General features: G+C 73.3%; 21 protein-coding genes. 9 read left to right on the top strand and 12 right to left on the bottom strand.

Annotation, left to right across the window (positions count from 1 at the left end; genetic code table 11):
- The first annotated feature begins 29 nt into the window (after positions 1–29).
- On the top strand, positions 30–896 hold the full coding sequence (locus J2X68_RS08910) for an acyl-CoA thioesterase II (RefSeq protein ID WP_054240563.1): 867 nt from the start codon (positions 30–32) through the stop codon (positions 894–896).
- A 54-nt stretch (positions 897–950) separates the two neighbouring features.
- On the opposite strand, the gene J2X68_RS08905 is transcribed toward J2X68_RS08910, so the two are convergent.
- Both J2X68_RS08905 and J2X68_RS08900 read right to left on the bottom strand, forming a co-directional pair.
- Entirely contained in the window at positions 951–1,838 is an 888-nt protein-coding gene (locus J2X68_RS08905) for a DUF6397 family protein (protein ID WP_310431918.1), read from the bottom strand.
- A 137-nt stretch (positions 1,839–1,975) separates the two neighbouring features.
- Complete coding sequence (locus J2X68_RS08900; protein WP_310431917.1) at positions 1,976–2,389, bottom strand: roadblock/LC7 domain-containing protein; 414 nt, start codon at positions 2,387–2,389, stop codon at positions 1,976–1,978.
- Positions 2,390–2,494: 105 nt separating this feature from the next.
- Here J2X68_RS08900 and J2X68_RS08895 point away from each other — a divergent pair, with 105 nt between their 5' ends.
- Complete coding sequence (locus J2X68_RS08895) at positions 2,495–2,923, top strand: PPOX class F420-dependent oxidoreductase (protein ID WP_310431916.1); 429 nt, start codon at positions 2,495–2,497, stop codon at positions 2,921–2,923.
- Positions 2,924–2,943: 20 nt separating this feature from the next.
- Here the strand turns inward: J2X68_RS08895 and J2X68_RS08890 are convergent, their stop codons facing one another.
- The 5 genes from J2X68_RS08890 to J2X68_RS08870 all read right to left on the bottom strand — a co-directional run bounded on the left by J2X68_RS08890 (position 2,944) and on the right by J2X68_RS08870 (position 8,191).
- A complete protein-coding gene (locus tag J2X68_RS08890) occupies positions 2,944–3,549 on the bottom strand; it encodes an ATP/GTP-binding protein (RefSeq protein WP_310431915.1) in 606 nt (201 codons plus the stop codon).
- 249 nt (positions 3,550–3,798) lie between these two features.
- Positions 3,799–4,209 (bottom strand): DUF742 domain-containing protein, encoded by a 411-nt coding sequence (locus J2X68_RS08885; RefSeq protein ID WP_310431914.1) that lies wholly within the window; start codon positions 4,207–4,209, stop codon positions 3,799–3,801.
- A 43-nt stretch (positions 4,210–4,252) separates the two neighbouring features.
- Positions 4,253–4,690 (bottom strand): roadblock/LC7 domain-containing protein, encoded by a 438-nt coding sequence (locus tag J2X68_RS08880; RefSeq protein ID WP_310431913.1) that lies wholly within the window; start codon positions 4,688–4,690, stop codon positions 4,253–4,255.
- Entirely contained in the window at positions 4,687–7,353 is a 2,667-nt protein-coding gene (locus J2X68_RS08875; protein ID WP_310431912.1) for a nitrate- and nitrite sensing domain-containing protein, read from the bottom strand. The genes J2X68_RS08880 and J2X68_RS08875 overlap by 4 nt, the downstream gene beginning before the upstream one ends.
- Before the next feature lie 43 nt (positions 7,354–7,396).
- Positions 7,397–8,191: an MHYT domain-containing protein gene (locus J2X68_RS08870; RefSeq protein WP_310431911.1), complete on the bottom strand. Its 795-nt coding sequence runs from the start codon at positions 8,189–8,191 to the stop codon at positions 7,397–7,399.
- Between the two features lie 152 nt (positions 8,192–8,343).
- On the opposite strand from J2X68_RS08870, the gene J2X68_RS08865 reads away from it, so the two are divergent.
- Positions 8,344–8,943, top strand: a complete 600-nt coding sequence (locus J2X68_RS08865; protein ID WP_310431910.1) for a class I SAM-dependent methyltransferase — start codon at positions 8,344–8,346, stop codon at positions 8,941–8,943.
- A gap of 4 nt (positions 8,944–8,947) precedes the next feature.
- Here the strand turns inward: J2X68_RS08865 and J2X68_RS08860 are convergent, their stop codons facing one another.
- Positions 8,948–9,706 carry an alpha/beta hydrolase gene (locus tag J2X68_RS08860; RefSeq protein ID WP_310431909.1) on the bottom strand — a complete coding sequence of 253 codons (759 nt, stop codon included), beginning with the start codon at positions 9,704–9,706 and terminating at the stop codon, positions 8,948–8,950.
- Positions 9,707–9,864: 158 nt separating this feature from the next.
- On the opposite strand from J2X68_RS08860, the gene J2X68_RS08855 reads away from it, so the two are divergent.
- Positions 9,865–10,389: a PadR family transcriptional regulator gene (locus J2X68_RS08855; RefSeq protein ID WP_310431908.1), complete on the top strand. Its 525-nt coding sequence runs from the start codon at positions 9,865–9,867 to the stop codon at positions 10,387–10,389.
- On the opposite strand, the gene J2X68_RS08850 is transcribed toward J2X68_RS08855, so the two are convergent.
- On the bottom strand, positions 10,375–11,271 hold the full coding sequence (locus J2X68_RS08850) for an oxygenase MpaB family protein (RefSeq protein ID WP_310431907.1): 897 nt from the start codon (positions 11,269–11,271) through the stop codon (positions 10,375–10,377). The genes J2X68_RS08855 and J2X68_RS08850 overlap by 15 nt on opposite strands.
- A 99-nt stretch (positions 11,272–11,370) precedes the next feature.
- Between J2X68_RS08850 and J2X68_RS08845 the strand changes: the two genes are divergently transcribed.
- Together J2X68_RS08845 and J2X68_RS08840 are read left to right on the top strand one after the other, a co-directional pair.
- A complete protein-coding gene (locus J2X68_RS08845) occupies positions 11,371–11,700 on the top strand; it encodes a hypothetical protein (protein WP_310431906.1) in 330 nt (109 codons plus the stop codon).
- Positions 11,701–11,839: 139 nt separating this feature from the next.
- Complete coding sequence (locus tag J2X68_RS08840) at positions 11,840–12,775, top strand: hypothetical protein (protein WP_310431905.1); 936 nt, start codon at positions 11,840–11,842, stop codon at positions 12,773–12,775.
- Positions 12,776–12,902: 127 nt separating this feature from the next.
- On the opposite strand, the gene J2X68_RS08835 is transcribed toward J2X68_RS08840, so the two are convergent.
- A complete protein-coding gene (locus tag J2X68_RS08835; protein ID WP_310431904.1) occupies positions 12,903–13,085 on the bottom strand; it encodes a hypothetical protein in 183 nt (60 codons plus the stop codon).
- A 298-nt stretch (positions 13,086–13,383) separates the two neighbouring features.
- Between J2X68_RS08835 and J2X68_RS08830 the strand changes: the two genes are divergently transcribed.
- The 3 genes from J2X68_RS08830 (at position 13,384) to J2X68_RS08820 (ending at position 19,003) form a co-directional block, all read left to right on the top strand.
- A complete protein-coding gene (locus J2X68_RS08830; RefSeq protein ID WP_399039628.1) occupies positions 13,384–16,197 on the top strand; it encodes a DEAD/DEAH box helicase in 2,814 nt (937 codons plus the stop codon).
- On the top strand, positions 16,194–17,525 hold the full coding sequence (locus J2X68_RS08825; RefSeq protein ID WP_310431902.1) for an SWF or SNF family helicase: 1,332 nt from the start codon (positions 16,194–16,196) through the stop codon (positions 17,523–17,525). The genes J2X68_RS08830 and J2X68_RS08825 overlap by 4 nt, the downstream gene beginning before the upstream one ends.
- A 134-nt stretch (positions 17,526–17,659) precedes the next feature.
- Positions 17,660–19,003, top strand: a complete 1,344-nt coding sequence (locus J2X68_RS08820) for an esterase-like activity of phytase family protein (protein ID WP_310431901.1) — start codon at positions 17,660–17,662, stop codon at positions 19,001–19,003.
- Positions 19,004–19,057: 54 nt separating this feature from the next.
- Here the strand turns inward: J2X68_RS08820 and J2X68_RS08815 are convergent, their stop codons facing one another.
- Positions 19,058–19,513, bottom strand: coding sequence for a hypothetical protein (locus J2X68_RS08815; protein ID WP_310431900.1), 456 nt, complete (start codon positions 19,511–19,513; stop codon positions 19,058–19,060).
- Positions 19,514–19,731: 218 nt separating this feature from the next.
- Entirely contained in the window at positions 19,732–20,898 is a 1,167-nt protein-coding gene (xylA, locus tag J2X68_RS08810) for a xylose isomerase (RefSeq protein WP_310431899.1), read from the bottom strand.
- Positions 20,899–20,900: the final 2 nt, after the last annotated feature.

Here is a 20,900-nt window from a genome sequence, read left to right as displayed (position 1 = left end):
ACCGGACAGGGCACAGGAGAACCACACCGATGACGAATCCGGCCGAGAGGCTTGTCGACCTGCTCGACCTCGAGCAGATCGAGGTCAACATCTTCCGCGGTCGCAGCCCGCAGGAGTCCTTGCAGCGGGTCTTCGGCGGCCAGGTGGCGGGCCAGGCGCTGGTCGCGGCGGGCCGGACCACCGAAGGGGACCGGCCCGTGCACTCGCTGCACGCGTACTTCCTGCGTCCGGGCCGGCCGGGTGTGCCGATCGTGTACCAGGTCGAGCGGGTGCGGGACGGGCGGTCCTTCACGACCCGCCGGGTGACCGCCGTGCAGCAGGGGCGCACGATCTTCAATCTCACCGCCTCCTTTCACAAGCCTGAGGAAGGTCCTTTCGAACACCAGCTGCCGCCGGCTCGTGAGGTCCCGGACCCGGAGTCCCTGCCGACGGTCGTCGAGGAGATCCGGAAGCATCTGGGCGAGTTGCCCGAGCAGTTGGAGCGGATGGCGCGCCGTCAGCCCTTCGACATCCGGTACGCGGACCGGTTGCGCTGGAGCGCCGAGGACGTCAAGGAGGCGGAGCCGCGCAGCGCGGTGTGGATGCGCGCGGTCGGCCCGCTCGGTGACGACCCGCTCGTCCACACCTGCGCGCTCACGTACGCCAGCGACATGACCCTCCTGGACGCCGTCCGCCTGCCGGTCGAGCCCTTGTGGGGTCCGCGGAACTTCGACATGGCGTCGCTGGACCACGCGATGTGGTTCCATCGGCCGTTCCGCGCGGACGAGTGGTTCCTCTACGACCAGGAGTCGCCGATCGCCACCGGCGGACGCGGGCTGGCCCGCGGGCGGATCTACGACCTGGAGGGGCGCCTGCTGGTGTCCGTCGTCCAGGAGGGTCTGTTCCGGGCGCTGTAGGTCCGCCGCGTCACCCGTCCCGGTCCGGTTCCTCACCCGTCCCGGTCCGGCTCGTCACCCTTCCCGGCGGCGCAGCCAGTTCAGCAGTCCGCGGGTCTGCCGGTCGGGCTCGCCGGGCGGGTCCGGCGGTCCGGTCGGCGGCGTCGGGGCCCGTGTCGGGAAGGGCCGTGGGGCGGGCTGCTCGGCGCGGGCCTCGCCCAGGGTTCGCTCCAGGTCGTGCTTCAGCCAGTCGATCTCGTCGGGATCGTCGGCCGTCATGATCTTCTCGACCAGGCGCGCGGCGGGTGTGCCGGGCGTGCAGTGGGCCGGCGGTCCCGGCCGGAACCTGTTCAGGTGGGAGCGTTCGTAGGCGTCCTCGACGATCTCCGCGACCTGGAGGGGGTCGAGGAACCCGGCCAGGACCCCGGCGCGCTGCCAGGGGCTCTCGGCCTGCCGGTGCAGGAAGCCCAGGTGGCGTCCCCGCCAGTTCCGGGGTCGCAGGTCGACACCCGCGGCCAGCCGGCTCCGCAGCACCTCGGGGGTGCGGCCGGTCAGCAGGAAGGCGTTGGTCCCGTCCGTGGCGAACTGCTTGAGCTCGTCGGCGAGATAGAGCCAGACCACGACCCGATAGCGGTTCAGATAGAACCTGACCGGTACCACCAGTCCCAGCCGCGCGAGGCGGGTGAACCGGGCCGCGGGCACGCCCACGATGGCGGCGCCTTCGCCGGTCCCCACGGCCAGCGCGCTCGCGCGCAGCGCCTCGGGGAATCCTGGGTCGGAGCGCAGACGTTCGATCTCCGCCCGGGCCACCCGGCGGCCGCCCCCGCCTTCGTCGGGCATGGTCCTGATGCGTCCGAGGTGCACGGCGAGGTCGAACTCGCTGCGCTTCAGCTCCAGTTCCTTCGCCGCCCGGCTCGGCGCGCAGGAAGCGGAGCGTGGTCGTGTGACAGTGTCGCCGGACATGGTGGTCTCCCCCGTGGAGTGAAGTGAGTGGATCAGGCCCGCACGGTCGGCGGTGGCCTCGGAAAAAACCGTAGCCGGAATCCCCGACATCGGGGCGAGCCTGTGGATAACTCCACGAGGGAAGGCGAAAGTGCAGGTCAGAGGTCTTCGAGGGGAGCCCGGTCGGGATGCCGGGCGTCCACGGTGAGGTGCTCTCCGACCCGGTTGACGAGCAGAGTCATCTCGTAGGCGATCTGGCCCATGTCGGCCTCCGCCTCGCTGAGCACGCACAGACAGCTTCCGGTGCCCGCGGCGGTGACGAACAGGACGGCGTCGTCGAACTCGATCATCGTCTGGCGCACCCCGCCCGCGCCGAAGTGCCGCCCCGATCCCTTGGCCAGGCTGTGCAGTCCCGACGAGACGGCGGCGAGATGCTCCGCGTCCTCCTGGAGCAGTCCCGTGCTCGCCCCCGCCACCAGCCCGTCGTTGGACAGGACGAGCGCGTGGCGTACGTGGTCGACGCGCTCCGTCAGATCGTCCAACAGCCAGCCCAGTCCCTGGTTCTGTGCCATGTCCCGCTCCCCGTGCGACGTTCCCCGTGTGATCCTCCGCCTCGCCGGAGAATCTGCCCGCCAGCCTTCCCCAGGAGCGGCCGCGGGAGCAAGGAGGATGGCGGCATGGCACAGAAGATGACCGATGACGAATGGCGGGCCTTCGTCTCGTACGGAACCCGCACCGCGAAGCTGTCCACCGTACGGGCCGACGGGAGTCCGCACGTGGCGCCGATCTGGTTCCTGCTGGACGGGGACGAGGTGGTGTTCAACACCGGCAAGGCCACGGTGAAGGGGCGCAATCTGGTGCGGGACGGCCGGGTCGCCCTGTGCGTGGACGACGACCGGCCGCCCTTCGGGTACGTGGTGCTGCGGGGCCGGGCCCGTATCTCCGAGGAACCGGCCGACGTCCGGCACTGGGCGGCTCGGATCGCGGCGCGGTACATGGGCGAGGAGCGGGCCGAGGAGTTCGGCGCCCGTAACGGCGTCCCGGGCGAGCTGCTCGTCCGTGTCGCCGTCGACAAGGTCCTGGCGCAGCAGGGCATCGCGGACTGACCTGGTCGGCGTGGGCGGTGTCAGCTCACGGAGTCGAGCAGCCGGGCGGTGTGCATCCGCCCGGCGTACTCGACCAGCCGGATCAGCACCTCCTTTCCCGAGTCGCGGTCGCGGGCGTCGCACAGGACGACGGGGGTGCCGGGGTCGAGGTCGAGGGCCCGTGAGACGTCCTGGGCGCCGTACGTCCGCGTGCCCACGAAGCAGTTGACGGCCACCACGAAGGGGATGTGCCGGTGCTCGAAGTAGTCGACGGCGGGGAAGCAGTCCTCCAGCCGCCGGGTGTCGGCGAGGACCACCGCGCCCAGGGCTCCCTGGGACAGTTCGTCCCACAGGAACCAGAAGCGGTCCTGCCCCGGGGTGCCGAACAGGTAGAGGGAGAGGCCGGAGCGGATGGTGATCCGGCCGAAGTCCATGGCGACGGTCGTGGTGACCTTCTGGTCCACGCCGTCGGTGTCGTCCACCGACTGTCCGGCCTCGCTGAGCAGTTCCTCCGTGCGCAGCGGCTTGATCTCGCTGACCGCGCCCACCATGGTGGTCTTGCCCACGCCGAATCCGCCGGCGACCAGGATCTTCAACGCCAGGGGAGCCGTGTCGCCGCCCGTGGTGTCGGAGTGTTCGGAGACCATGGATCACTTCTCTCGGGAGTGTCGGCAACGGTCGGGGCCGGTACGGGGGTGCCGTGGCCCGGCGCGGCGGTCGCGCGGGGCTTCGGCGCCGGAGTGCGAAGTCAGCATCATGACAACCGCGGCCTCTTCCCGAGGGGTTCGACCGCTATCTGACCGATGTGACCGACTCTTGCGTGTTCGGTGTCCGAAGGCGCGCGCGAGTCGGTGTGCGGTGGGTCCGTACGCGTCCGGGTCCGTCCGGGGTTTCGTCTAGAGCGCTCGCAGCCCCTCGATCACCTCGCGCAGAATCCGTTCGTCGGGCAGCTGCGCGGGCGGGACCGGGCGGCTGACGGTGACGCAGCCGAGTTCCAGCAGGTCGCCGAGGAGCACCCGGACCACGCCCACGGGAAGGTCCGCGCCCGCGGAGAGCTCGGCGACGGACTGGGTCTCCGTGCGGCAGAGTCCGATGAGGGCGCGGTGCTCCGGTCCGAGCGCCATGCCGTCCGTGCTCGGTGCGCCCGGATCCAGGGTGACCAGGGCGATCAGGTCGAAGCGCACTCCGGTGGGTCCCGGTTTCGTGCGCCCGCCCGTCATGGCGTACGGGCGGACGAGGGGCCCGGCCTCGTTGTCGTACCACTGGCTGCCCGGTTCGCGCGGGGGGCCGGTCATGTCCTCGGTCATCTGCGTGGGTCGCTCTCTGGCCACATGCGGTCGTTCTCCGGGCTCATCCGGCGGCGGGCGGGCGCGCGGCGAGCCGTGGCGCCGTGTAGAGGTGCTCCCCGACCCGCTTGACGAGCCGCGCCATCTCGTACGCGACGAGGCCGATGTCGGCCGTCACGGCGGTGAGGACGGCCAGGCAGGATCCGTCGCCCGCGGCGGCCACGAACAGGAAGCCTTCGTCCATCTCGACCATGGTCTGGCGCACGCCGCCGGCGCCGAAGTGGCGGCCCGCGCCCTTGGCGAGACTGTGGAAGCCGGAGGCGACGGCGGCGAGGTGTTCGGCGTCCTCCCTCCTCAGGTCGGTCGACGCGCCGACGGCGAGTCCGTCGTTGGACAGCACCACGGCGTGCCGTACCTCGCTCACGCGCATCACCAAGTCGTCCAGCAGCCAGTCGAGTTCGCCGGACCGCTGGGCCGACCTCGTGCTCGGGTCCTGGATCATCTGGGGTCTCCTTCGCTGCTGTCGCCGCCCGCTTCGGGTTCCGGGGCGGCTCCGTGGCCGGGCTGCCTGCCGCCGCCGCGCGCCCAGCCCTCCCGGTACGCGGACATCCGGTCCCGTACGAGTTCGGGGGTGCGCCCTTCGTGCTCGCGCGGGTCGGGCCGGCCGGGCGGCCCGGCCGGTTCTTCGGCGTGCGACCTGCGCAGTTGGGGGGCGAGGTTGGCCTGCCGTACCCGGCGTGGGAGGTCGTCCGATCCGGCGTCGTCCGGGGGGCGGTGCAGGCGCAGGGCGGTGACTCCGGGGGGCGGGGGGTCGGCGGCCGCGGGTTCGGCGGCGGCCCGTTCGGGGACGGTTCGTTCGTGGGCGGTTCGTTCGTGGGCCGCTCGTTCGTGGGCCGCTCGTTCGGGGGCGGCCTGTTCGGGGGCGGCTCGAACCGGGGCCACCAGCGCGGGGCGGTCGGCGGAGGCGGCGACGGCCTCCTGGTGCCGGTCGGCAGAGGCGGCGACCGCTTCCCGGCGCCGGTCGGCGGTGTGCCGGTCCGCGGCGGACAGGCGCGCGTAGAGGCGTTCCGCGGGCTGCGGCCCGACCCCCGCGACCTCACGGGCGGAACGTTCCGGCTTGCCGCTGTGCAGGAGCGCCGTCGGTAGGAGGACCACCGCGGTGGTACCGCCGTAGGGCGAGGTCCGCAGATGGACCTTGATGCCGTGGCGGGCGGCGAGCCTGCTGACCACGAACAGGCCGAGCTGGTCGCTGTCGAACAGGTCGAGCGCCTCCGACTGCGCGATGCGCCGGTTGGCCTCGGTGAGGGTCTCCTTGCCCATGCCGAGGCCACGGTCCTCGACCTCGACGGCGTACCCGTTGCCCACGGGTTCGCCGGTGACCCGCACACGCGTGTGCGGCGGCGAGAACTGGGCTGCGTTCTCGACGAGTTCGGCGAGCAGGTGGGTGAGGTCCGCGACGGCGGTGCCGATGACGGCTGCCTCCGGGAGCTGCCGTACCTCCACGCGCGCGTAGTCCTCGACCTCGGAGACGGCGGCACGGACCACGTCGGTGAGGGACACCGGCATGCGCCAGGCCCTCCCGGGCGCCGCCCCCGAGAGGATGATCAGGCTCTCCGCGTGGCGCCGCATACGGGTGGTGAGGTGGTCGAGCCGGAACAGGTCGCTCAGCTCGTTCGGGTCGTCGGAGCGCCGTTCCATGCTGTCCAGAAGGCTCAGCTGGCGGTGGACCAGGACCTGGCTGCGGCGGGCGAGGTTGACGAACACCCCGGAGATGCCGCTGGCGAGTTCGGCGCGTTCCACGGCGGCCCGCAGTGCCGCGCGGTGCACGGTGCCCAGGGCCTGGGCGACCTGGCCGGTCTCGTCCTCCGACGGAGGTCCCGGCGGCGCTTCGGCGCGGACGTCGATCTCCTCCCCCGCGCGGAGTTTGCGCATGGCCTCCGGAAGTTTGCGCCGGGCGATCTCCAGGGCGCTGTTGCGCAGGCTGACCAGCTCGACGACGAGTCCGCGGCCGATGCGCACGGAGATGACGAGCGAGGCGATGACGGCGGCGAGGCCCAGCAGGACGGCGGCGCCTGCGGAGGTGAGCAGACCGCGGGTGAACGGGTCGGCCCGGTCGGCGACCCCGCGCCCGGCGTCCGCCTCGATCGTCCGCATCCCGCTCTGCACGCGCGCGTGGGCCTTGTCCCAGACGCTCGAGGGGGCGGCGGCGAGCGCCTTCGCGCCGGGCCCGGTGGCGAGGGCCCCGTCCTCGGCGGCGTACAAGGCCGCGTAGGCACTGCCCGCGGCGAGGCGTTCCCAGGCGGTGCGCTCGGGTCCGCGCAGGTCCGCGACGGCCGATTCCGTGAAGGTGCGGCGGGTGTCGACGGCACCGGTGAAAAGTCGCAGGCGCGCTGCGTCGAGACGTCCGTCGAGGCGTGCCCCGGCTAGCACGACGCCTTCCTGGGCCAGGGCCTCTCCCGCGCGGGAGAACTCGAGCAGCACGCGCGCGTCCGAGCCTAGTTCGGCGTCCTGCACGCCGGAGAGGGCACCGCCGACCGAGAAGGCCGCCGAGATCGTGCGCGTGTACCGGCCGTACGTCTCCTCCCAGCCGGCGCGGCCGTCGAGGACGGCGGCGCGCAGCGAGGGGAGTTCCTCGGCCCCGGAGACGAACGCCTCGAGCCGCTGGGCCACTCCCGTGGGCAGTTCCTGGCCGTCGGCGACGGTGCTGTCGTCGCCCAGCCGCAGCCGGCCCACCGCGCGGTCCGTGTCCTCCGCGAGCGTCCTCAGGTCCCCGGACTGCCCGGGAGCGGGCCGGGTCGCGTAGCGCACGGCGGCCGCCCGCTCGGTCTGCAGAGCGGCCACCGCGGCTGCCACGGGGGCGCGCACCTCGGAGTCCACGCGCTGCAACTGGCGCAGCCCGGACACGTCCTGGGCGGTGGTGACGGTGGCGTACGCCCACAGGGCGAGCAGCGAGACGACCGGCACCATGAGCAGACAGACGATCTTCGCGCGTACGGTGCGCGGCCTGATGCGCCAGCGCTCCGCGCGCGCGGGTATCGCGTCCGCCGGTGCGTCGCTCTGCTCGTCCGGGCCCTCGTCGGCGGGAGGTCCGGCGTGGGCGCGGCGCCCGCGTGTGGGGGGCGGCGCGTCGGCGCCTGCCGTGGGGGTCCTACGGGGTGTACGCATGGCCTCCTCGCTCGGAAAGGGTTCGGGGGGCGGGCCGGTCGCGTCAGACGGGCCGGGCCTGCTGCCGCACGGGGCGGCTGTCCGGTGGCTGCTGGGCCGAGGCGGACGCCTCACGCTCCCCCGTGGTGGGCGACAGCGCGACGAAGGCCGAGGTCAGGAAGAGGTAGGAGCCGAGGCCGACGGCGAGGGGGAAGATGAACTGCATCGCCGACGCCCCCGGCAGCGCCTCGCCCGAGGGCGTGACCTGGACGCTCACCGCGAACATCGCGGTGTAGTGCATGCTGCTCACCGCCGCGCCCATGACGAGGGAGGCGAGGGTGACCGCGACCGGCGACCTGATGTTGAGCGCCGCCCAGAGGGCCGCGGTGGCCGCGACGACGGCGATCAGGACGGACAGTCCCACCCGCACGGGGTCATAGCTGACGTCGGCGTGCAGCCGGACGGCCGCCATGCCCAGGTAGTGCATGCTGGCCACCCCGAGGCCGGTGGTGAGGCCGCCGATCAGCAACGCGCGCGTGCGGTCACGGCTGTACCCGACGGCGAAGACGCCGGCGCAGACGACGGCCATGGCGACGAGCAGGCTGAGCACGGTCAGCGGCACGTCGTAGCGGATGTCGGTGCCGCTGACGGCGAAGCCGAGCATGGCCACGAAGTGCATGGTCCAGATTCCGGTGCCGATCGCCGAGGCGGCGGTGATCAGCCAGTTGCGGCGCGAGCGTCCGGTGGCCCCGAGCGCCCGCACGGTGCAGCGCAGCCCGAGGGCGGCGCCGACGCAGGCCATCACGTACGACAGCGCGGGGGTCAGCCAGCCGAAGGCGGCGTGGTCCAGGTGTCCCATGGCCACGGGAGGCTAGTCGGGGCACGGGAGCACAAAGGGGGCGCATTTCGAAAGGTGCTGCAATGTGGCGCAACAGTGCGCCGGAACGATCGGGTCACGGTCGAACGTGTGCACCGCGGTGTCGTCCGTGTCGGTGAGAGATCATGCGGAGTATGAGCGACGACCACACACACGTTCAGGAGTTCTTCGGCGCACGGGCCGCGCACTGGGACAGCCGGTTCCCGGACGACGGTCCCGCCTACACCGCCGCGGTCGGCGGCCTCGGTCTGCGCGCGGGCGACCGTGTGCTGGACGCGGGCTGCGGCACCGGGAGGGCGCTGACGCCGCTGCGTGCGGCCGTGGGACCGTCCGGAGTGGTCGTCGGGGCGGACCTGACCCCGGACATGCTGGCGGCCGCCGTACGGGCCGGACGCGATCGTGCCGGACTGCTGATGCTCGCCGACGTGACCGCGCTCCCCTTCCGCTCCGCGTCGCTGGACGCGGTGTTCGCGGCGGGCCTCGTCGCCCACCTGCCCCGGCCGCAGGAGAACCTGCGGGAGCTGGCACGGGTGGTGCGCCCCGGCGGCACGCTGGCGCTGTTCCATCCGATCGGGCGGGCGGCGCTCGCGGCCCGTCAGGGAAGGCGGCTCACGCCGGAGGACCTCCGCGCGGAAGCCAACCTCCGCCCGCTGCTGGCCTGTTCGGGCTGGCGCATGACGTCGTACGCCGACGAGGACGCCCGCTTCCTGGCGCTGGCCGTCCGCGAGGGCTGAGAGCTCAACGCCCGCCGGCGACCGCCCGCACGAAGGCGTCGGGGTCGTCGAACATGACGTTGTGACCGGCGCCCGGCACCGTCACCACCCGCACGCCCGCCGCCTCCAGGGCGTCCGCCCCGTCGAGTGCACCGGACAGCCCGCCCTGGAGGTAGACACGCTCCACCCCGTCGAGCCCGGCCAGGATCTCGCGCATGACCGGGTCGGACCCGCGCCTCAGTCCGACGGCGGTGCGGTGCAGAGCCCGCGGGTCGGCCAGCCGCATGGTCGCGGCCCAGATCGGCCCGACCTTGTCCAGCACGCGCGCGTACCCGCCGTCGACGAACTCCTCCTCGGTGTAGGAGGCGATCCCGCTGCTCCCCGCGGAGGACGGCGGAAAGGCGTCCAGATTGGCCTCCGTGAGCACGAGCCGGGCGACGAGGTCGGGCCTGCGGTGGGCGAGCACGACGGCCACGGAGCCCCCCATGCTGTGGGCGACCAGCTCGGCGCCGGTCACCCCCGCAGCGTCAAGCGCGGCCGCGAGAGCGTCGGCGTGGTCGTCCAGCGTGTAGCCGAAGTCCGCGGGGCGGTCGCTGATGCCGTGTCCGGGCAGGTCGACGAAGAGGCTGCGCCGACCGGCGAGTTCGGGACGGGCGGCCACATGCGCGTGGTAGACGGCCGACGCCGCGCCCAGTCCGTGCACATACACCCGCGCGGGTTCCGCACCCCGCGTCTCGGTCCAGCGGACCTGGCTGCCCGCCCCGTCGAACTCCGTCTGCTGCATCGTCTCCCCCTCGGGTGGTCACCGCCGTCCGTCCCGGCGAACCGCCAACATACATCGTTCCGGAGGTATTAAGTCAACGATGCATAAGGGAAGCGATGTACCTGAGGATTGATGTATAACTGTCACGATGTACCACCGGCATGCGGCAGAATGCGGGCATGCTGGAGCTCGCCATCCTCGGTTTCCTGTACGACGCCCCGCTGCACGGCTACGAGCTGCGCAAGCGCATCACCGCGCTGACGGGACACGTCCGACCGGTGGCCGAGAGCACCCTCTATCCGACGATCAAGCGGCTGGAGAAGTCGGGGCTCCTGGTGCGCGCCACCGAGCCCGGCGCCGTCGCCGCGCCGCGCCATGTCCTCAGCCTCACCGCGGCCGGCCGGAGCGAACTGCGTCGGCTGCTCGCGGAACCCGCCCAGCGCGACATCACCGACGAGAACCGCTGGTTCACGGTGCTCGCCTTCCTCCGGCACCTGGACGACGCCGACGCCCAGGCGTCCGTGCTGCGCCGCAGGCTGGCCTTCCTGGAGGAGCCGGCGAGCTTCTTCTACGAGGGTGACCGGCCGTTGCGGGCGGAGGAGCTGGAGGACCCGTTCCGGCGCGGCGTGCTGACCATCGCGCGTGCCACCTCCCGGGCCGAGCTCAGCTGGCTGCGCGAGACGCTCACCTCACTCGGCGGCTGACCCGCCCGTGCGCCGGACCGGGCAGCCGCGGACGCCGGGCACCGGGCGGGTGCCCAGCTCAGCCAGCCGGTAGCCGTTCGGGTATCCCTTGATCTCCCGGTTCTGTCGTGCGTGGTGGGGTGCCCGGCGCGGCGGCAGCAGCCGCACGACGCGTCCACGCGCCCGCACCGCCGCCCGCACCAGCGCGCGTACCGCGGGGCCCGGAGGGGGGTAGCGGAACGCCTCCAGAAGGTGTCCGTCCAGCAGGGCGAGAGTGGCGTGGCGCAGGACCGGCGCCAGCGGCCTCGGGTACCAGGAGGCCATCAGGTCGAGCGTGGCGTCCGAGACACGCCGCGCCCCCTCGTCCCAGGCGTAGTGGGCCTTCTCGTAGGCATCGAGACAGGCCTCGAACTCCTCATAGGTCTCCGGGATGTCCTTGATGCCCATGCGCTGCCCCAGGGTGCGGTAGTACACCGCACAGGCGACGGTCTCGTGGCGTGACAGCCCGCGCCATCCGTAGGCGTCGATCCACCGCTTCGGCATCACGACGAAGGTGCAGAGCACGTACCGCATGTCGTCATTGCTGATGTCGTAGGCGCGGTGCATCCGGTTGATGCTCCGGACGGCCGTCCGGCCCCGCTCGCTGTCGAAGCCGTGCTCGACGACGGCGTCCAGCAGCAGCGAGGTGTCGTCGTAGCGCTTCTGCGCGCGGTCCGTGAGTTCCGCCGTCTCGTCGAGCAGACGCCCGATGCTCGGCACCGCGTAGGTGCGGTAGAGGGCCAGTTCCAGAGCGCGGGTGACGTCCCAGGGGAACTCGTACGCCGCGATGAGCCGGTAGATCTCGTACGCGTCCTCGTACGGGTCCAACCGCTGGATCTGCCTGAGCCGGTCGAAGCGCTTCACCGCACCGTCCCCCTTCTGCCGCCGGAACTCCAACTCTAGGTTGAACAGGAGGAGATGAACGATCGGACGGGGCAACCACGCAGGGGGAAGGCGGTCGGCATGTTCGACAGGATCCGCACGGCCTACGGGAGATTCCGCGACGTGTCGCGGGCGCGGTCGCATTCGGGCGGGGAGGGGGCCTCGGGGAAGGAAGCGCGCGGCGGCGGGAAACGCGCCCACAACCTGTTCGAGGCGGCCGCCGCGTACGTCACGGCGTGCGCGGAGGACGATCAGGACCGGATCGACGAGGCGGCGGGCTGGGTGTCGCCGGAGGCGCTGTCCTTCGGGGTCAACGAACTGGCATGCCGGGCGGTCATCGCGCTCGCCCGGGAGCGCGACGAGTCTCCCCGTACCGTGGCCCGCGAGCTCCTCGGGCTGCCGCCGACGTGACGCATCCGACGGCCGGAGGTGGTCGATTCGCCCCGTCCGACCGGAAAACCGCAGCTCCGGGTGTGTCGGGCGGTCGTGACAAGGGCCTTCCCGCCGCACTAGGGTGCGCGCCGTCGGACAAACCTATGGGGAGGCTGGGATGGCTGGGACGGACGAGGACGCCGTCGCCGCCGCGGACGATGCGCTCTATGTGCTCACGGCGGTACTGCTGACGCCGGCGAAGTTCCCGAGCGCGTTGGGCGACGACTACCCGGAGGCCTGTGCGGCGCTCGGCCTCCCGCCGCTCGCGGACGGGTACGGACTGGTGCTGGGCCAGGACGGCGAGGGCGCGCGGTGGACCGTCGTCATCGACGACGTGTCGCTGGTCGCGGTCGCCATCGCGTCGTGGGACTGCGGCATGGAGTACGACCTGTCGCCCGGCGAGCGGACGGTCGTCGCCGCCCTGCCCGGCTGGCCGCTGGCGGTCGCCGTCGCGGCTCCCGGCGTTCCGGCGCCGCACGACCCCGCCGCCGACCTCGCGGACGGCCCCGCGCTGTCGCCTCCGGACACGAGCACCTGGGGTCCGGCCCAGCGACGGCTGGGCGCCGACGAGATCGCGCTCCAGTGGGCCCTGTGGCGGGAGCAGATCGACGACGCGGAGTTCGCCCGCCCCCAGGAGGGCGCCGCCGCCGCTGCCGGCGCCGCCGACGGCTCAGGGGCCCGGGGCGACGGGACGGGCCCGGCCGACACCGCCGACCGGGCCGACGGTGCGGACGGAGCCGACCGGGCGGACGGACCCCAGGAGGCCGGGAAGGGCACGACTCAGGGCCACAGCGGCATCCGACGTGTCCTCGCCGAGGTACGCGCCTACGTGGAGGCGCCGCCTCCGCTCGGCCGCGTCCGCTCGTCGTTCGCGCCCGGTGACGCGCGCACGCTGCGCGCCGACGGCCCCGGCTGGTCGCTGGTGGCCAGGACCGACGACATCGCCTTCGTCCTGCTCGACGAAGTGCCGGGCGAGGTGCTGCCGGTCGGCCGCGGACCCGAACTGCCCGGGCTCCTCGAAGCGCTCGACAAGATGGCCGTACGGCCGCTCTGAGGGGCGGCGATCCCGCCGAGGCCGGTCCGGCGGCCACGCCACGGGGTCCGGAAGCCCGGATGCGCCGGGTGACGGGGACCGCGACGCGGGCCCCGTCACCCGGCGGCCACGGCGCAGCGGCCAGGACTCAGCGGCCGAGTTCCTTGCGGGTGACGCGGCGCAGCCGGCGCCGCTGATCGGGATCCAGGGTGAGGTAGGCAGCCGCCGGAACCCCCAGCACGATCAGCAGGGCGGCCCACCAGGGCAGCCAGATCAACAACAGCAGTCCGACCGCCACACCCCCTGCGGCGATCTTCGCGTTTCTCGACATGTGCGTCGCCTCCTTCGCGGCCACTGCCGCTCTCTGCCATGAAAACGGCTCCAGGCCGCCCGCGGTTCCGGATTCGACCCTGAGACGCCCCTGAGGTACAGCCCCGAGACACCCCTGAGAGTTCCCGTCCAGGTCGGCGGACCGGACCGGATCGAGACGGCGCGCGTTTCCCGCCGAAGTGCTGTACCCTCGGCGACCCCGTCCTTGGTAGTCAAGTTTGAGGAGTAGCTTCATCGCTGCGCAGAAGGTCCCCGTGGCAACACCGTTCGAGAATGTCAGACCGGCAGGCTGCTCCGCCGTGTTCGTGCCCGGCACCCCGGCCCGAACCGGCCGCGTCGCCTTCTGGCGACCTGACGACGACACACGTCCCGCCGTGGCGGACCGGCCCGTGGAGGATCTGACCGTCGTCCGGCCCGCCGGCTCCGGCGTGGTCCTCGCGCGCGTACCCGCCGTCCTGGTCCCGGTGGAGGACGCCTTGCCTCTCCTCACACGCGCGCGTGCCGTGCCGGACGCCCACCGGGCCGCCGCCTTCTGGGGTGCGGCCGCCCTGCTGGCCCTGCGGTGCGTGGCGCGCGGTCTCCTGCTGCCCGGTCTGTCGCCCGGGGACCACGACGCCTGGCGGATCGGTCCGCTGGCTCCGGAGGACATCGATCAGGTGCGCCGACTGGCCGCCTCGATGCCGCCCGAAGCGCACGCCGTCCCGGTGGACGGGACCCCGCCGCTGCGCCTTCCCGAGCCCGAGGGACTGCTGCGCTCCTTCCTGGACGCCGTGGCGGACGCGCTGCCCCGCACGCCCGCGGCGCCGCTCATGACCGGAGGTCCGGCCTACGCGGCCCCGGAGCCTCGGCGTCTGCCGGAGCTGCGCGCGTGGGCGGCCGACGTGGCCGCGGGCCACGACGCCGGCGTCCGGATCTCACTGCGGATCGAGGTCGTGGGTCTCGACCCGGCCGGACCCGACCGTCCCGGGATCGGCGCGCCCACGTTCCGCGCCGTGCCGCAGGTGCACAGCGTGAGCGACCCCGCGCTGGTCGCGGACGCCGCCGACGTGTGGGCGGACTCCGACGTCACGCGGGGGGCGTTCGGCCCCCGCGCGCGGATGGACGCCCTGCTGGCCCTGCGCCGCGCCGCCCGCGCCTGGCCGGCGCTGACGCCCCTGCTGTCGGCCGCCGTCCCGAAGGCCGTCGAGCTTCTCGACGAGGAGGTGTCCGAGCTGCTGGGCGAGGGCTCGCGGGCCCTGGCGGGCGCGGGGATCGAGGTGCACTGGCCGAGGGAACTGGCCCGCACCCTGACCGCCCGCGCGATCGTGGGCCCGCCGGACGGGGAAGGCCGGTCCGACCGGCCCGGCGCGGACACGCCGTCCTTCCTATCGGCGGACTCGCTCCTGACGTTCACCTGGTGGTTCGGGCTGGGCGACCGGCAGCTGACCCGGGAGGAACTGGACCGGCTGGCCGAGGCCGGTCGGCCTCTGGTGCGGCTGCGCGACCGGTGGGTCCTGATCGACCCGCGGGAACTGCGCCGGGCGCGCGCCCAGCAGGACCGCAAGATGACACCCGTGGACGCGCTGGGCGCGGCTCTGACGGGCTCGACGGAGGTGGACGGCCGACGGATCGACGTGCGGCCCACCGGGTGGCTGGCGGCCCTGCGGGACCGGCTGACGCACCCCGGCACGCAGGGGCCCATGGAGCAGCCGGCGGCCCTGGACGCCACGCTGCGCGACTACCAGCGGCGCGGCCTGGACTGGCTGGCCCGGACCACGGCCCTGGGCCTGGGGTGCTGCCTGGCGGACGACATGGGGCTCGGCAAGACCGTCACGCTGATCGCCCTGCATCTCCATCGCCAGACGGACGCCGCGGCGGCCGGCCCCACCCTCGTCGTCTGTCCGACGTCCCTGATGGGCAACTGGCAACGGGAGATCGAGAGGTTCGCGCCAGGCACACCGGTGCGCCGCTTCCACGGTCCGCGCCGCGATCTGGAGTCCCTGGCCGACGGAGAGTTCGTCCTCACCACCTACGGCACACTGCGCCTGGACGCGGGACGGCTCGGCGAGGTGCCGTGGGGCCTGGTCGTGGCGGACGAGGCGCAGCACGTGAAGAACCCGTACTCGGCGACCGCGCGGGCGCTGCGCACCATCGGCGCACGCGCGCGGGTGGCGCTCACCGGCACCCCGGTGGAGAACAACCTCTCGGAGCTGTGGGCGATCCTGGACTGGACGACACCCGGCCTGCTGGGCCGCCTCGGCGCCTTCCGGACGCGGTACGCGCGAGCCGTCGAGAGCGGCGGGGACCCGGCCGCGGCGGAGCGGCTCGCCCGGCTCGTGGGACCGTTCCTGCTGCGCCGGCGCAAGTCGGACCCGGGGATCGCACCCGAACTGCCGCCCAAGACCGAGACCGATCGGCCCGTGGCCCTCACGACGGAGCAGATCGGCCTGTACGAGGCCGTGGTGCGCGAGACGCTCGCCGCGATCGCCGAAGCCGACGACATGGCGCGCCGCGGTCTGATCGTGAAGCTCCTCACCGGCCTCAAGCAGATCTGCAACCACCCGGCGCAGTACCTGAAGGAGGAGCGGCCGACGACCGCCGGACGCTCCGGGAAACTCGAACTCCTGGACGAACTGCTCGACACCCTCCTCGCCGAGGGGTCGAGCGTGCTGGTCTTCACGCAGTACGTGCGCCTGGCCCGGATCCTCGAACAGCACTTGGCGGCGCGGGGCGTCCCCACCCGGTTCCTGCACGGCGGCACGCCGATCGACGAGCGCGAGGAGATGGTGCGGCGCTTCCAGGACGGCGAGGTCCCCGTGTTCCTGCTGTCGCTCAGGGCCGCGGGCACGGGTCTCAACCTCACGCGCGCGGAGCACGTCGTGCACTACGACCGCTGGTGGAATCCGGCCGTCGAGGCGCAGGCCACGGACCGGGCGTACCGGATCGGTCAGACACGGCCCGTGCAGGTGCACCGGCTGATCGCCGAGGGCACGATCGAGGACCGCATCGCCGACATGCTGCGCCGCAAGCAGGCGCTCGCGGACGCCGTGCTCGGGGCAGGCGAGGCGGCGCTCACGGAACTGACGGACGCCGAGCTGGCCGATCTGGTGGAGCTGCGAGGGGACGCGCGATGAACCGGCACGACCGTGATGACGAGGAGCGGATCTTCGCCGCGTCGCCTCCCGCGCGCGGCGGGGGGTTCGCCCGGACGTGGTGGGGACGGGCGTGGCTGGCCGCGCTCGAGGACGGCGCGCTGGACGGCGAACAGGTCAGGACGGGCCGCCGGCTCGCGCGCGCGGGGGCCGTGGGCGCGGTGTCGGTGCGACCGGGGCGCATCACGGCCGTCGTCCGGGACCGCGATCACACGCAGCACCGGGCCGACGTGCTGCTCGACAGGCTCCCGGACCATCAGTGGGACCGTCTTCTGGACCTCGCGGTGGAGCGGGCGGGGCACGTCGCCGCGCTGCTCGACGGGGAGATGCCGACCGATCTGGTCGAGGACGCGGCGTCGGCCGGCATCGACCTGCTGCCGGGGCTGGGCGAACTGGAGGCGCGATGCGACTGCGGCGCCTGGGATCACTGCGGTCACACGGCGGCGGTCTGCTATCAGGTGGCGAAGCTGCTCGACCAGGATCCCTTCGTCCTCCTGCTGCTCCGCGGACGCGCCGAACAGGGCCTGCTGGACGGCCTCCAGGGGCGCCGCTCCGCCGCGCGGCCCGAGGCGGAGCCGCGGCGCGGCGAGGGCGTGGACGCGGCCGAGGCGTTCGCGGCGGGGCACATCCTGCCCCCGCTGCCCGCTGTGCCCGGAATCCCGCCGGAGCCGGGGGTGCCGCCCGCGCTGGACACCGGTGCCCCGCCGCCGGCCGGGGTCGATCCGGCGGCGCTGGAGGCGCTGGCCGCCCGGACGGCCGCCGCGGCGCACCTGCTGCTCGCGGAGGTGCTCCGCGAAGGTGCGCAACGGCCTGCGCCGACGGCACGGCCGACCGTGGGCCAGGACGCCGTACGGCTGGCCGAGGGCGTTCCGGACGAGGGCGGTGCGGCGGATCGCCCCGGCGGGGCCGTGCTGGACCGTCTCGCCGCCGGGTCGGGCCGCGACCGCGCGGAACTCGCCGCCGCCGTCCGGGCCTGGCGGCACGGCGGGGCGGCCGCGCTGGCCGTGCTCGAGGAGGAGTGGGCCGTGGAGGGCGAGGCGCTCGCACGCGCGTGTACCGCGCTGGACGCGGCCTGGGAGGAGGACGAGCGGCCGGTGCTGCGGGTGCGGGACAACCGGTGGACGGTCGTCGGGACGACCTGCCAACTGCGGCTGGGGCGGGACGGCAGATGGTGGCCGTACCGCAAGGAGGGCGGCCGCTGGCTGCCCGCCGGGGACGCGGCCCACGACCCGGCGACGGCTCTGGCGGTGGCCCGGTCCGACGGTGAGGAAGCGCTTTCCCGGGCCCATGCGCCGACCCCGGGATCCTGACGGTGCCGCGGGGGGCGTCGGCCCGACGGACGGCCGACGCCCCCTGTTCACCCGGAGGTCGTACGGCGTTCGGCGCGTGCCCCAACTCTGGCCGCTGTCAGCGAACTTGTCGCACCTTTCCCCCAGGAGGCCTGATGTCCCCGCACGCCACCGGCCGGCGCCGCGTCCACCGTATCGCCGCGGCGGGCGCACCGCTCGCGGTGCTGGCCGCGCTCGCCACCGCCGGACCGGCCGCCGCGGGCACGCCGGCCCCGGCGGCGCACGTCACACGGACCGCGACGCTCGGCGACATCCCGCTCGGGACGTTCAGCAACGCGCTGCTGCCCGGCACGGTGACCGACGACCGGGGCGTGGATCTCGGCGGGATCGGCAGCGACATCTACCCGGCGGGCCGCAAGGGCGAGTTCTGGACGGTCACCGACCGCGGGCCCAACGGGCAGATCAAGGTGGGCGGCGCCAAGCGCCGTACCTTCCCGGTACCCGGCTTCGACCCGGCGATCGTCCGGATCAAGGTGTCCGGGGACACGGTGAAGGTGCTCCAGGCGATCCCGGTCACCACGGCGTCGGGGAAGCCCGTGACGGGCCTGCCGAACCAGGCCGGGCGCGACGAGGCGCCGTACTCCTACGACGCGCAGACCCCGCTGTCCTACAACCCGGACGGCCTGGACACCGAGGGCGTCGTGCGGGCGGCGGACGGCAGTTTCTGGCTCGTCGACGAGTACGGCCCCTCGCTGGTGCACGTCTCCGCGCGCGGGAAGGTCCTGACGCGGTACGTGCCGCAGGGGCTGAATCTCACGGGCACGGACTACCCGGTGGTGGAGGCGCTGCCCGCGGTCCTGCTGCACCGGAAGATCAACCGCGGGTTCGAGGGCCTGGCCCGACTCCCCGGCGGTGACCTCGTCCTGGCGGTGCAGAGCCCGCTGTCGCTCCCGGACACGGACGCGGGAGAGGCTTCGCGGACCACGCGTCTGCTGCGTTTCTCGCCGAAGAAGAAGGCCGTCACCGCCGAGTACGCCTACCGCTTCGACCCGGTCGAGGTGGTCGACCCGAGCGAGGACGACACCTCCGAGCTCAAGATCTCCTCGGTGGTCGCGGTGGGCGGTGACCGGCTGCTCGTGGAGGAGCGCACCGACAAGGCCGCGCGGCTGTACCTGGTGCGGCTCGGCCGGGCGGCGAACATCCTGGGCGGCCGCTGGGACGACGAGGCGACGTCCCCGTCGCTGGAGCAGTTGGCGGACCCGGCGGCCTCGGGAGTCCCGGTGCCGGCGAAGCGGCTGGTCGTCGATCTCGGCACGGTCGCCGGGGTGCCCGGGAAGATCGAGGGCGTCGCGCTCGTGGACCGCTCCACGCTGGCCCTCGTCAACGACAACCACTTCGGGATGACGGACGGCGTCGGCGCGTTCGACGCGCAGGGCCGGCTCGTCGACAGCGGCGTCGAGACGACGGTCACCTCTGTGCGGCTGCCGCAAGGCATGTGAGGGCGCCTCGGCACGCGCGCGTGGCGGTGTACGGCGGCCACGCGCGCGTGACCGTTACGGCAGCAGGGACTCCAAGGACGGCAGCAGCGACTCGAGGTCGCTGGGCAGCTCGGTCGGCAGTCGGGTCGGCAGTTCGGTGGGCAACCGCGACGGCAGGTCGCTCGGCAGGCCGCTGGGCAGCTCCACCGGGAGGCTGAAGGACGGGGCGGGAGTGGAGCCGGTGCTGTTGCCCGCGGTCGGCTCGTCGCCCGGCGAGTCGTCGCCGTCCGAGGCCATCAGCACGACGATGACGACGGCTCCCGCGGCGACGAGCAGCGCGAGGACGACGAACAGCGGGTTCCGGCGCCGTCCGGAGCCGCGCCGCGGATCCGACGGAGGCGGAGGCGACCAGCCGCCCCCGCCTCTGCCGTCGTCGGGTCCGTAGCCGGAGTCGTGCGGTCCGAAGCCGCCAGGAGGCGGCATGTCGCCCGGCGGTCCGGGCGGTTGAGGCGGTACGGGCGGCATGGCCATACCGTCCAGCGTCGCGGTGAACCGCGCACGGCGCGAGCCCCGCACGGAAGTTGATACCGACCCATGTCATGGACCGCATGGTTCCGGCGCATTCCGTGCGCGGAACGGTCGGAAACCGAGCGGAGAACACGCGACGACCGAGCGAGGTCCGAGCGGGGCCGGTCGTGGGACGCACGCGTGTGTGCACGCTCACCGGTGCACACACACGCGTGTGCGGGTCAGCCCCGGGCGCCCAGCAGGTGGTCCATGGCGAGCTGGTCGAGGTGCTCGAAGGCCATGCCGCGAGCGGCGGCCGTGTCGGCGTCGAACTCCTCGAAGGCGGTGCGGTCGGCCAGCAGGCTCTCCAGACCGTCGGCCGCCGTGGCCTGGGCGAGCTCGTCCAGCCGGGAGGCGCGCAGGGCCTCCTGGACCTCCGGGTCGTTGCGGAACGCGAGCGCACGCTCCTTGAGGATCAGGTAGTTGCGCATGCAGCCCGCGGCCGAGGCCCACACGCCGTCGAGGTCCTCGGTGCGCGGCGGCTTGAAGTCGAAGTGCTTCGGGCCCGCGTAACCGGCGCTCTCCAGCAGGTCGACCAGCCAGAACGCGGAGCGCAGATCACCGGCGCCGAAGCGCAGGTCCTGGTCGTACTTGATGCCGGACTGGCCGTTGAGGTCGATGTGGAAGAGCTTGCCCGCCCACAGCGCCTGGGCGATGCCGTGCGGGAAGTTCAGCCCGGCCATCTGCTCGTGGCCGACCTCGGGGTTCACGCCGTACAGCTCCGGGCGCTCCAGGCGCTCGATGAAGGCCAGGGCGTGGCCGACGGTGGGAAGCAGGATGTCGCCGCGCGGCTCGTTCGGCTTGGGCTCGATGGCGAACTTCAGGTCGTAGCCCTGGGAGGTCACGTACTCGCCGAGGAGGTCGAAGGCCTCCTTCATGCGGTCGAGGGCCACCCGGACGTCCTTGGCCGCGCCGGACTCCGCACCCTCACGGCCGCCCCAGGCGACATAGATCTTCGCGCCGAGCTCGGCGGCCAGGTCGATGTTGCGGATCGTCTTGCGCAGGGCGTAGCGACGCACGTCACGGTCGTTCGCCGTGAACGCGCCGTCCTTGAAGACGGGGTGCGTGAAGAGGTTGGTGGTGGCCATCGGCACCGCCATGCCGGTGGTGTCCAGGGCCTGGCGGAAGCGCTTGATGTGCTCCTCGCGCTCGCTCTCGGAGGACCCGAAGGGGATCAGGTCGTCGTCGTGGAAGGTCACGCCGTAGGCGCCCAGCTCGGCCAGGCGCTGCACCGATTCGACCGGGTCCAGGGCACGCCGGGTGGCGTCGCCGAACGGGTCCCGTCCCTGCCAGCCGACGGTCCAGAGGCCGAAGGTGAACCTGTCGTCGGGGGTGGGCTGGTAGCTCATGC

It is taken from the genome of Streptomyces sp. 3330, from assembly GCF_031456635.1.
GTDB lineage: Bacteria > Actinomycetota > Actinomycetes > Streptomycetales > Streptomycetaceae > Streptomyces.
Note: the sequence above shows the minus strand (reverse complement) of the source record. Positions and strands in the feature narration are given on the sequence as shown.

Excerpts from the sequence above, each read along its gene's own strand:
- J2X68_RS08910 (WP_054240563.1), top strand. The coding sequence starts at position 30 with ATGACGAATCCGGCCGAGAGGCTTGTCGACCTGCTCGACCTCGAGCAG.
- J2X68_RS08905 (WP_310431918.1), bottom strand. The coding sequence starts at position 1,838 with ATGTCCGGCGACACTGTCACACGACCACGCTCCGCTTCCTGCGCGCCG.
- J2X68_RS08900 (WP_310431917.1), bottom strand. The coding sequence starts at position 2,389 with ATGGCACAGAACCAGGGACTGGGCTGGCTGTTGGACGATCTGACGGAG.
- J2X68_RS08895 (WP_310431916.1), top strand. The coding sequence starts at position 2,495 with ATGGCACAGAAGATGACCGATGACGAATGGCGGGCCTTCGTCTCGTAC.
- J2X68_RS08890 (WP_310431915.1), bottom strand. The coding sequence starts at position 3,549 with ATGGTCTCCGAACACTCCGACACCACGGGCGGCGACACGGCTCCCCTG.
- J2X68_RS08885 (WP_310431914.1), bottom strand. The coding sequence starts at position 4,209 with ATGACCGAGGACATGACCGGCCCCCCGCGCGAACCGGGCAGCCAGTGG.
- J2X68_RS08880 (WP_310431913.1), bottom strand. The coding sequence starts at position 4,690 with ATGATCCAGGACCCGAGCACGAGGTCGGCCCAGCGGTCCGGCGAACTC.
- J2X68_RS08875 (WP_310431912.1), bottom strand. The coding sequence starts at position 7,353 with ATGCGTACACCCCGTAGGACCCCCACGGCAGGCGCCGACGCGCCGCCC.
- J2X68_RS08870 (WP_310431911.1), bottom strand. The coding sequence starts at position 8,191 with ATGGGACACCTGGACCACGCCGCCTTCGGCTGGCTGACCCCCGCGCTG.
- J2X68_RS08865 (WP_310431910.1), top strand. The coding sequence starts at position 8,344 with ATGAGCGACGACCACACACACGTTCAGGAGTTCTTCGGCGCACGGGCC.
- J2X68_RS08860 (WP_310431909.1), bottom strand. The coding sequence starts at position 9,706 with ATGCAGCAGACGGAGTTCGACGGGGCGGGCAGCCAGGTCCGCTGGACC.
- J2X68_RS08855 (WP_310431908.1), top strand. The coding sequence starts at position 9,865 with ATGCTGGAGCTCGCCATCCTCGGTTTCCTGTACGACGCCCCGCTGCAC.
- J2X68_RS08845 (WP_310431906.1), top strand. The coding sequence starts at position 11,371 with ATGTTCGACAGGATCCGCACGGCCTACGGGAGATTCCGCGACGTGTCG.
- J2X68_RS08840 (WP_310431905.1), top strand. The coding sequence starts at position 11,840 with ATGGCTGGGACGGACGAGGACGCCGTCGCCGCCGCGGACGATGCGCTC.
- J2X68_RS08835 (WP_310431904.1), bottom strand. The coding sequence starts at position 13,085 with ATGTCGAGAAACGCGAAGATCGCCGCAGGGGGTGTGGCGGTCGGACTG.
- J2X68_RS08825 (WP_310431902.1), top strand. The coding sequence starts at position 16,194 with ATGAACCGGCACGACCGTGATGACGAGGAGCGGATCTTCGCCGCGTCG.
- J2X68_RS08820 (WP_310431901.1), top strand. The coding sequence starts at position 17,660 with ATGTCCCCGCACGCCACCGGCCGGCGCCGCGTCCACCGTATCGCCGCG.
- J2X68_RS08815 (WP_310431900.1), bottom strand. The coding sequence starts at position 19,513 with ATGGCCATGCCGCCCGTACCGCCTCAACCGCCCGGACCGCCGGGCGAC.
- xylA (WP_310431899.1), bottom strand. The coding sequence starts at position 20,898 with ATGAGCTACCAGCCCACCCCCGACGACAGGTTCACCTTCGGCCTCTGG.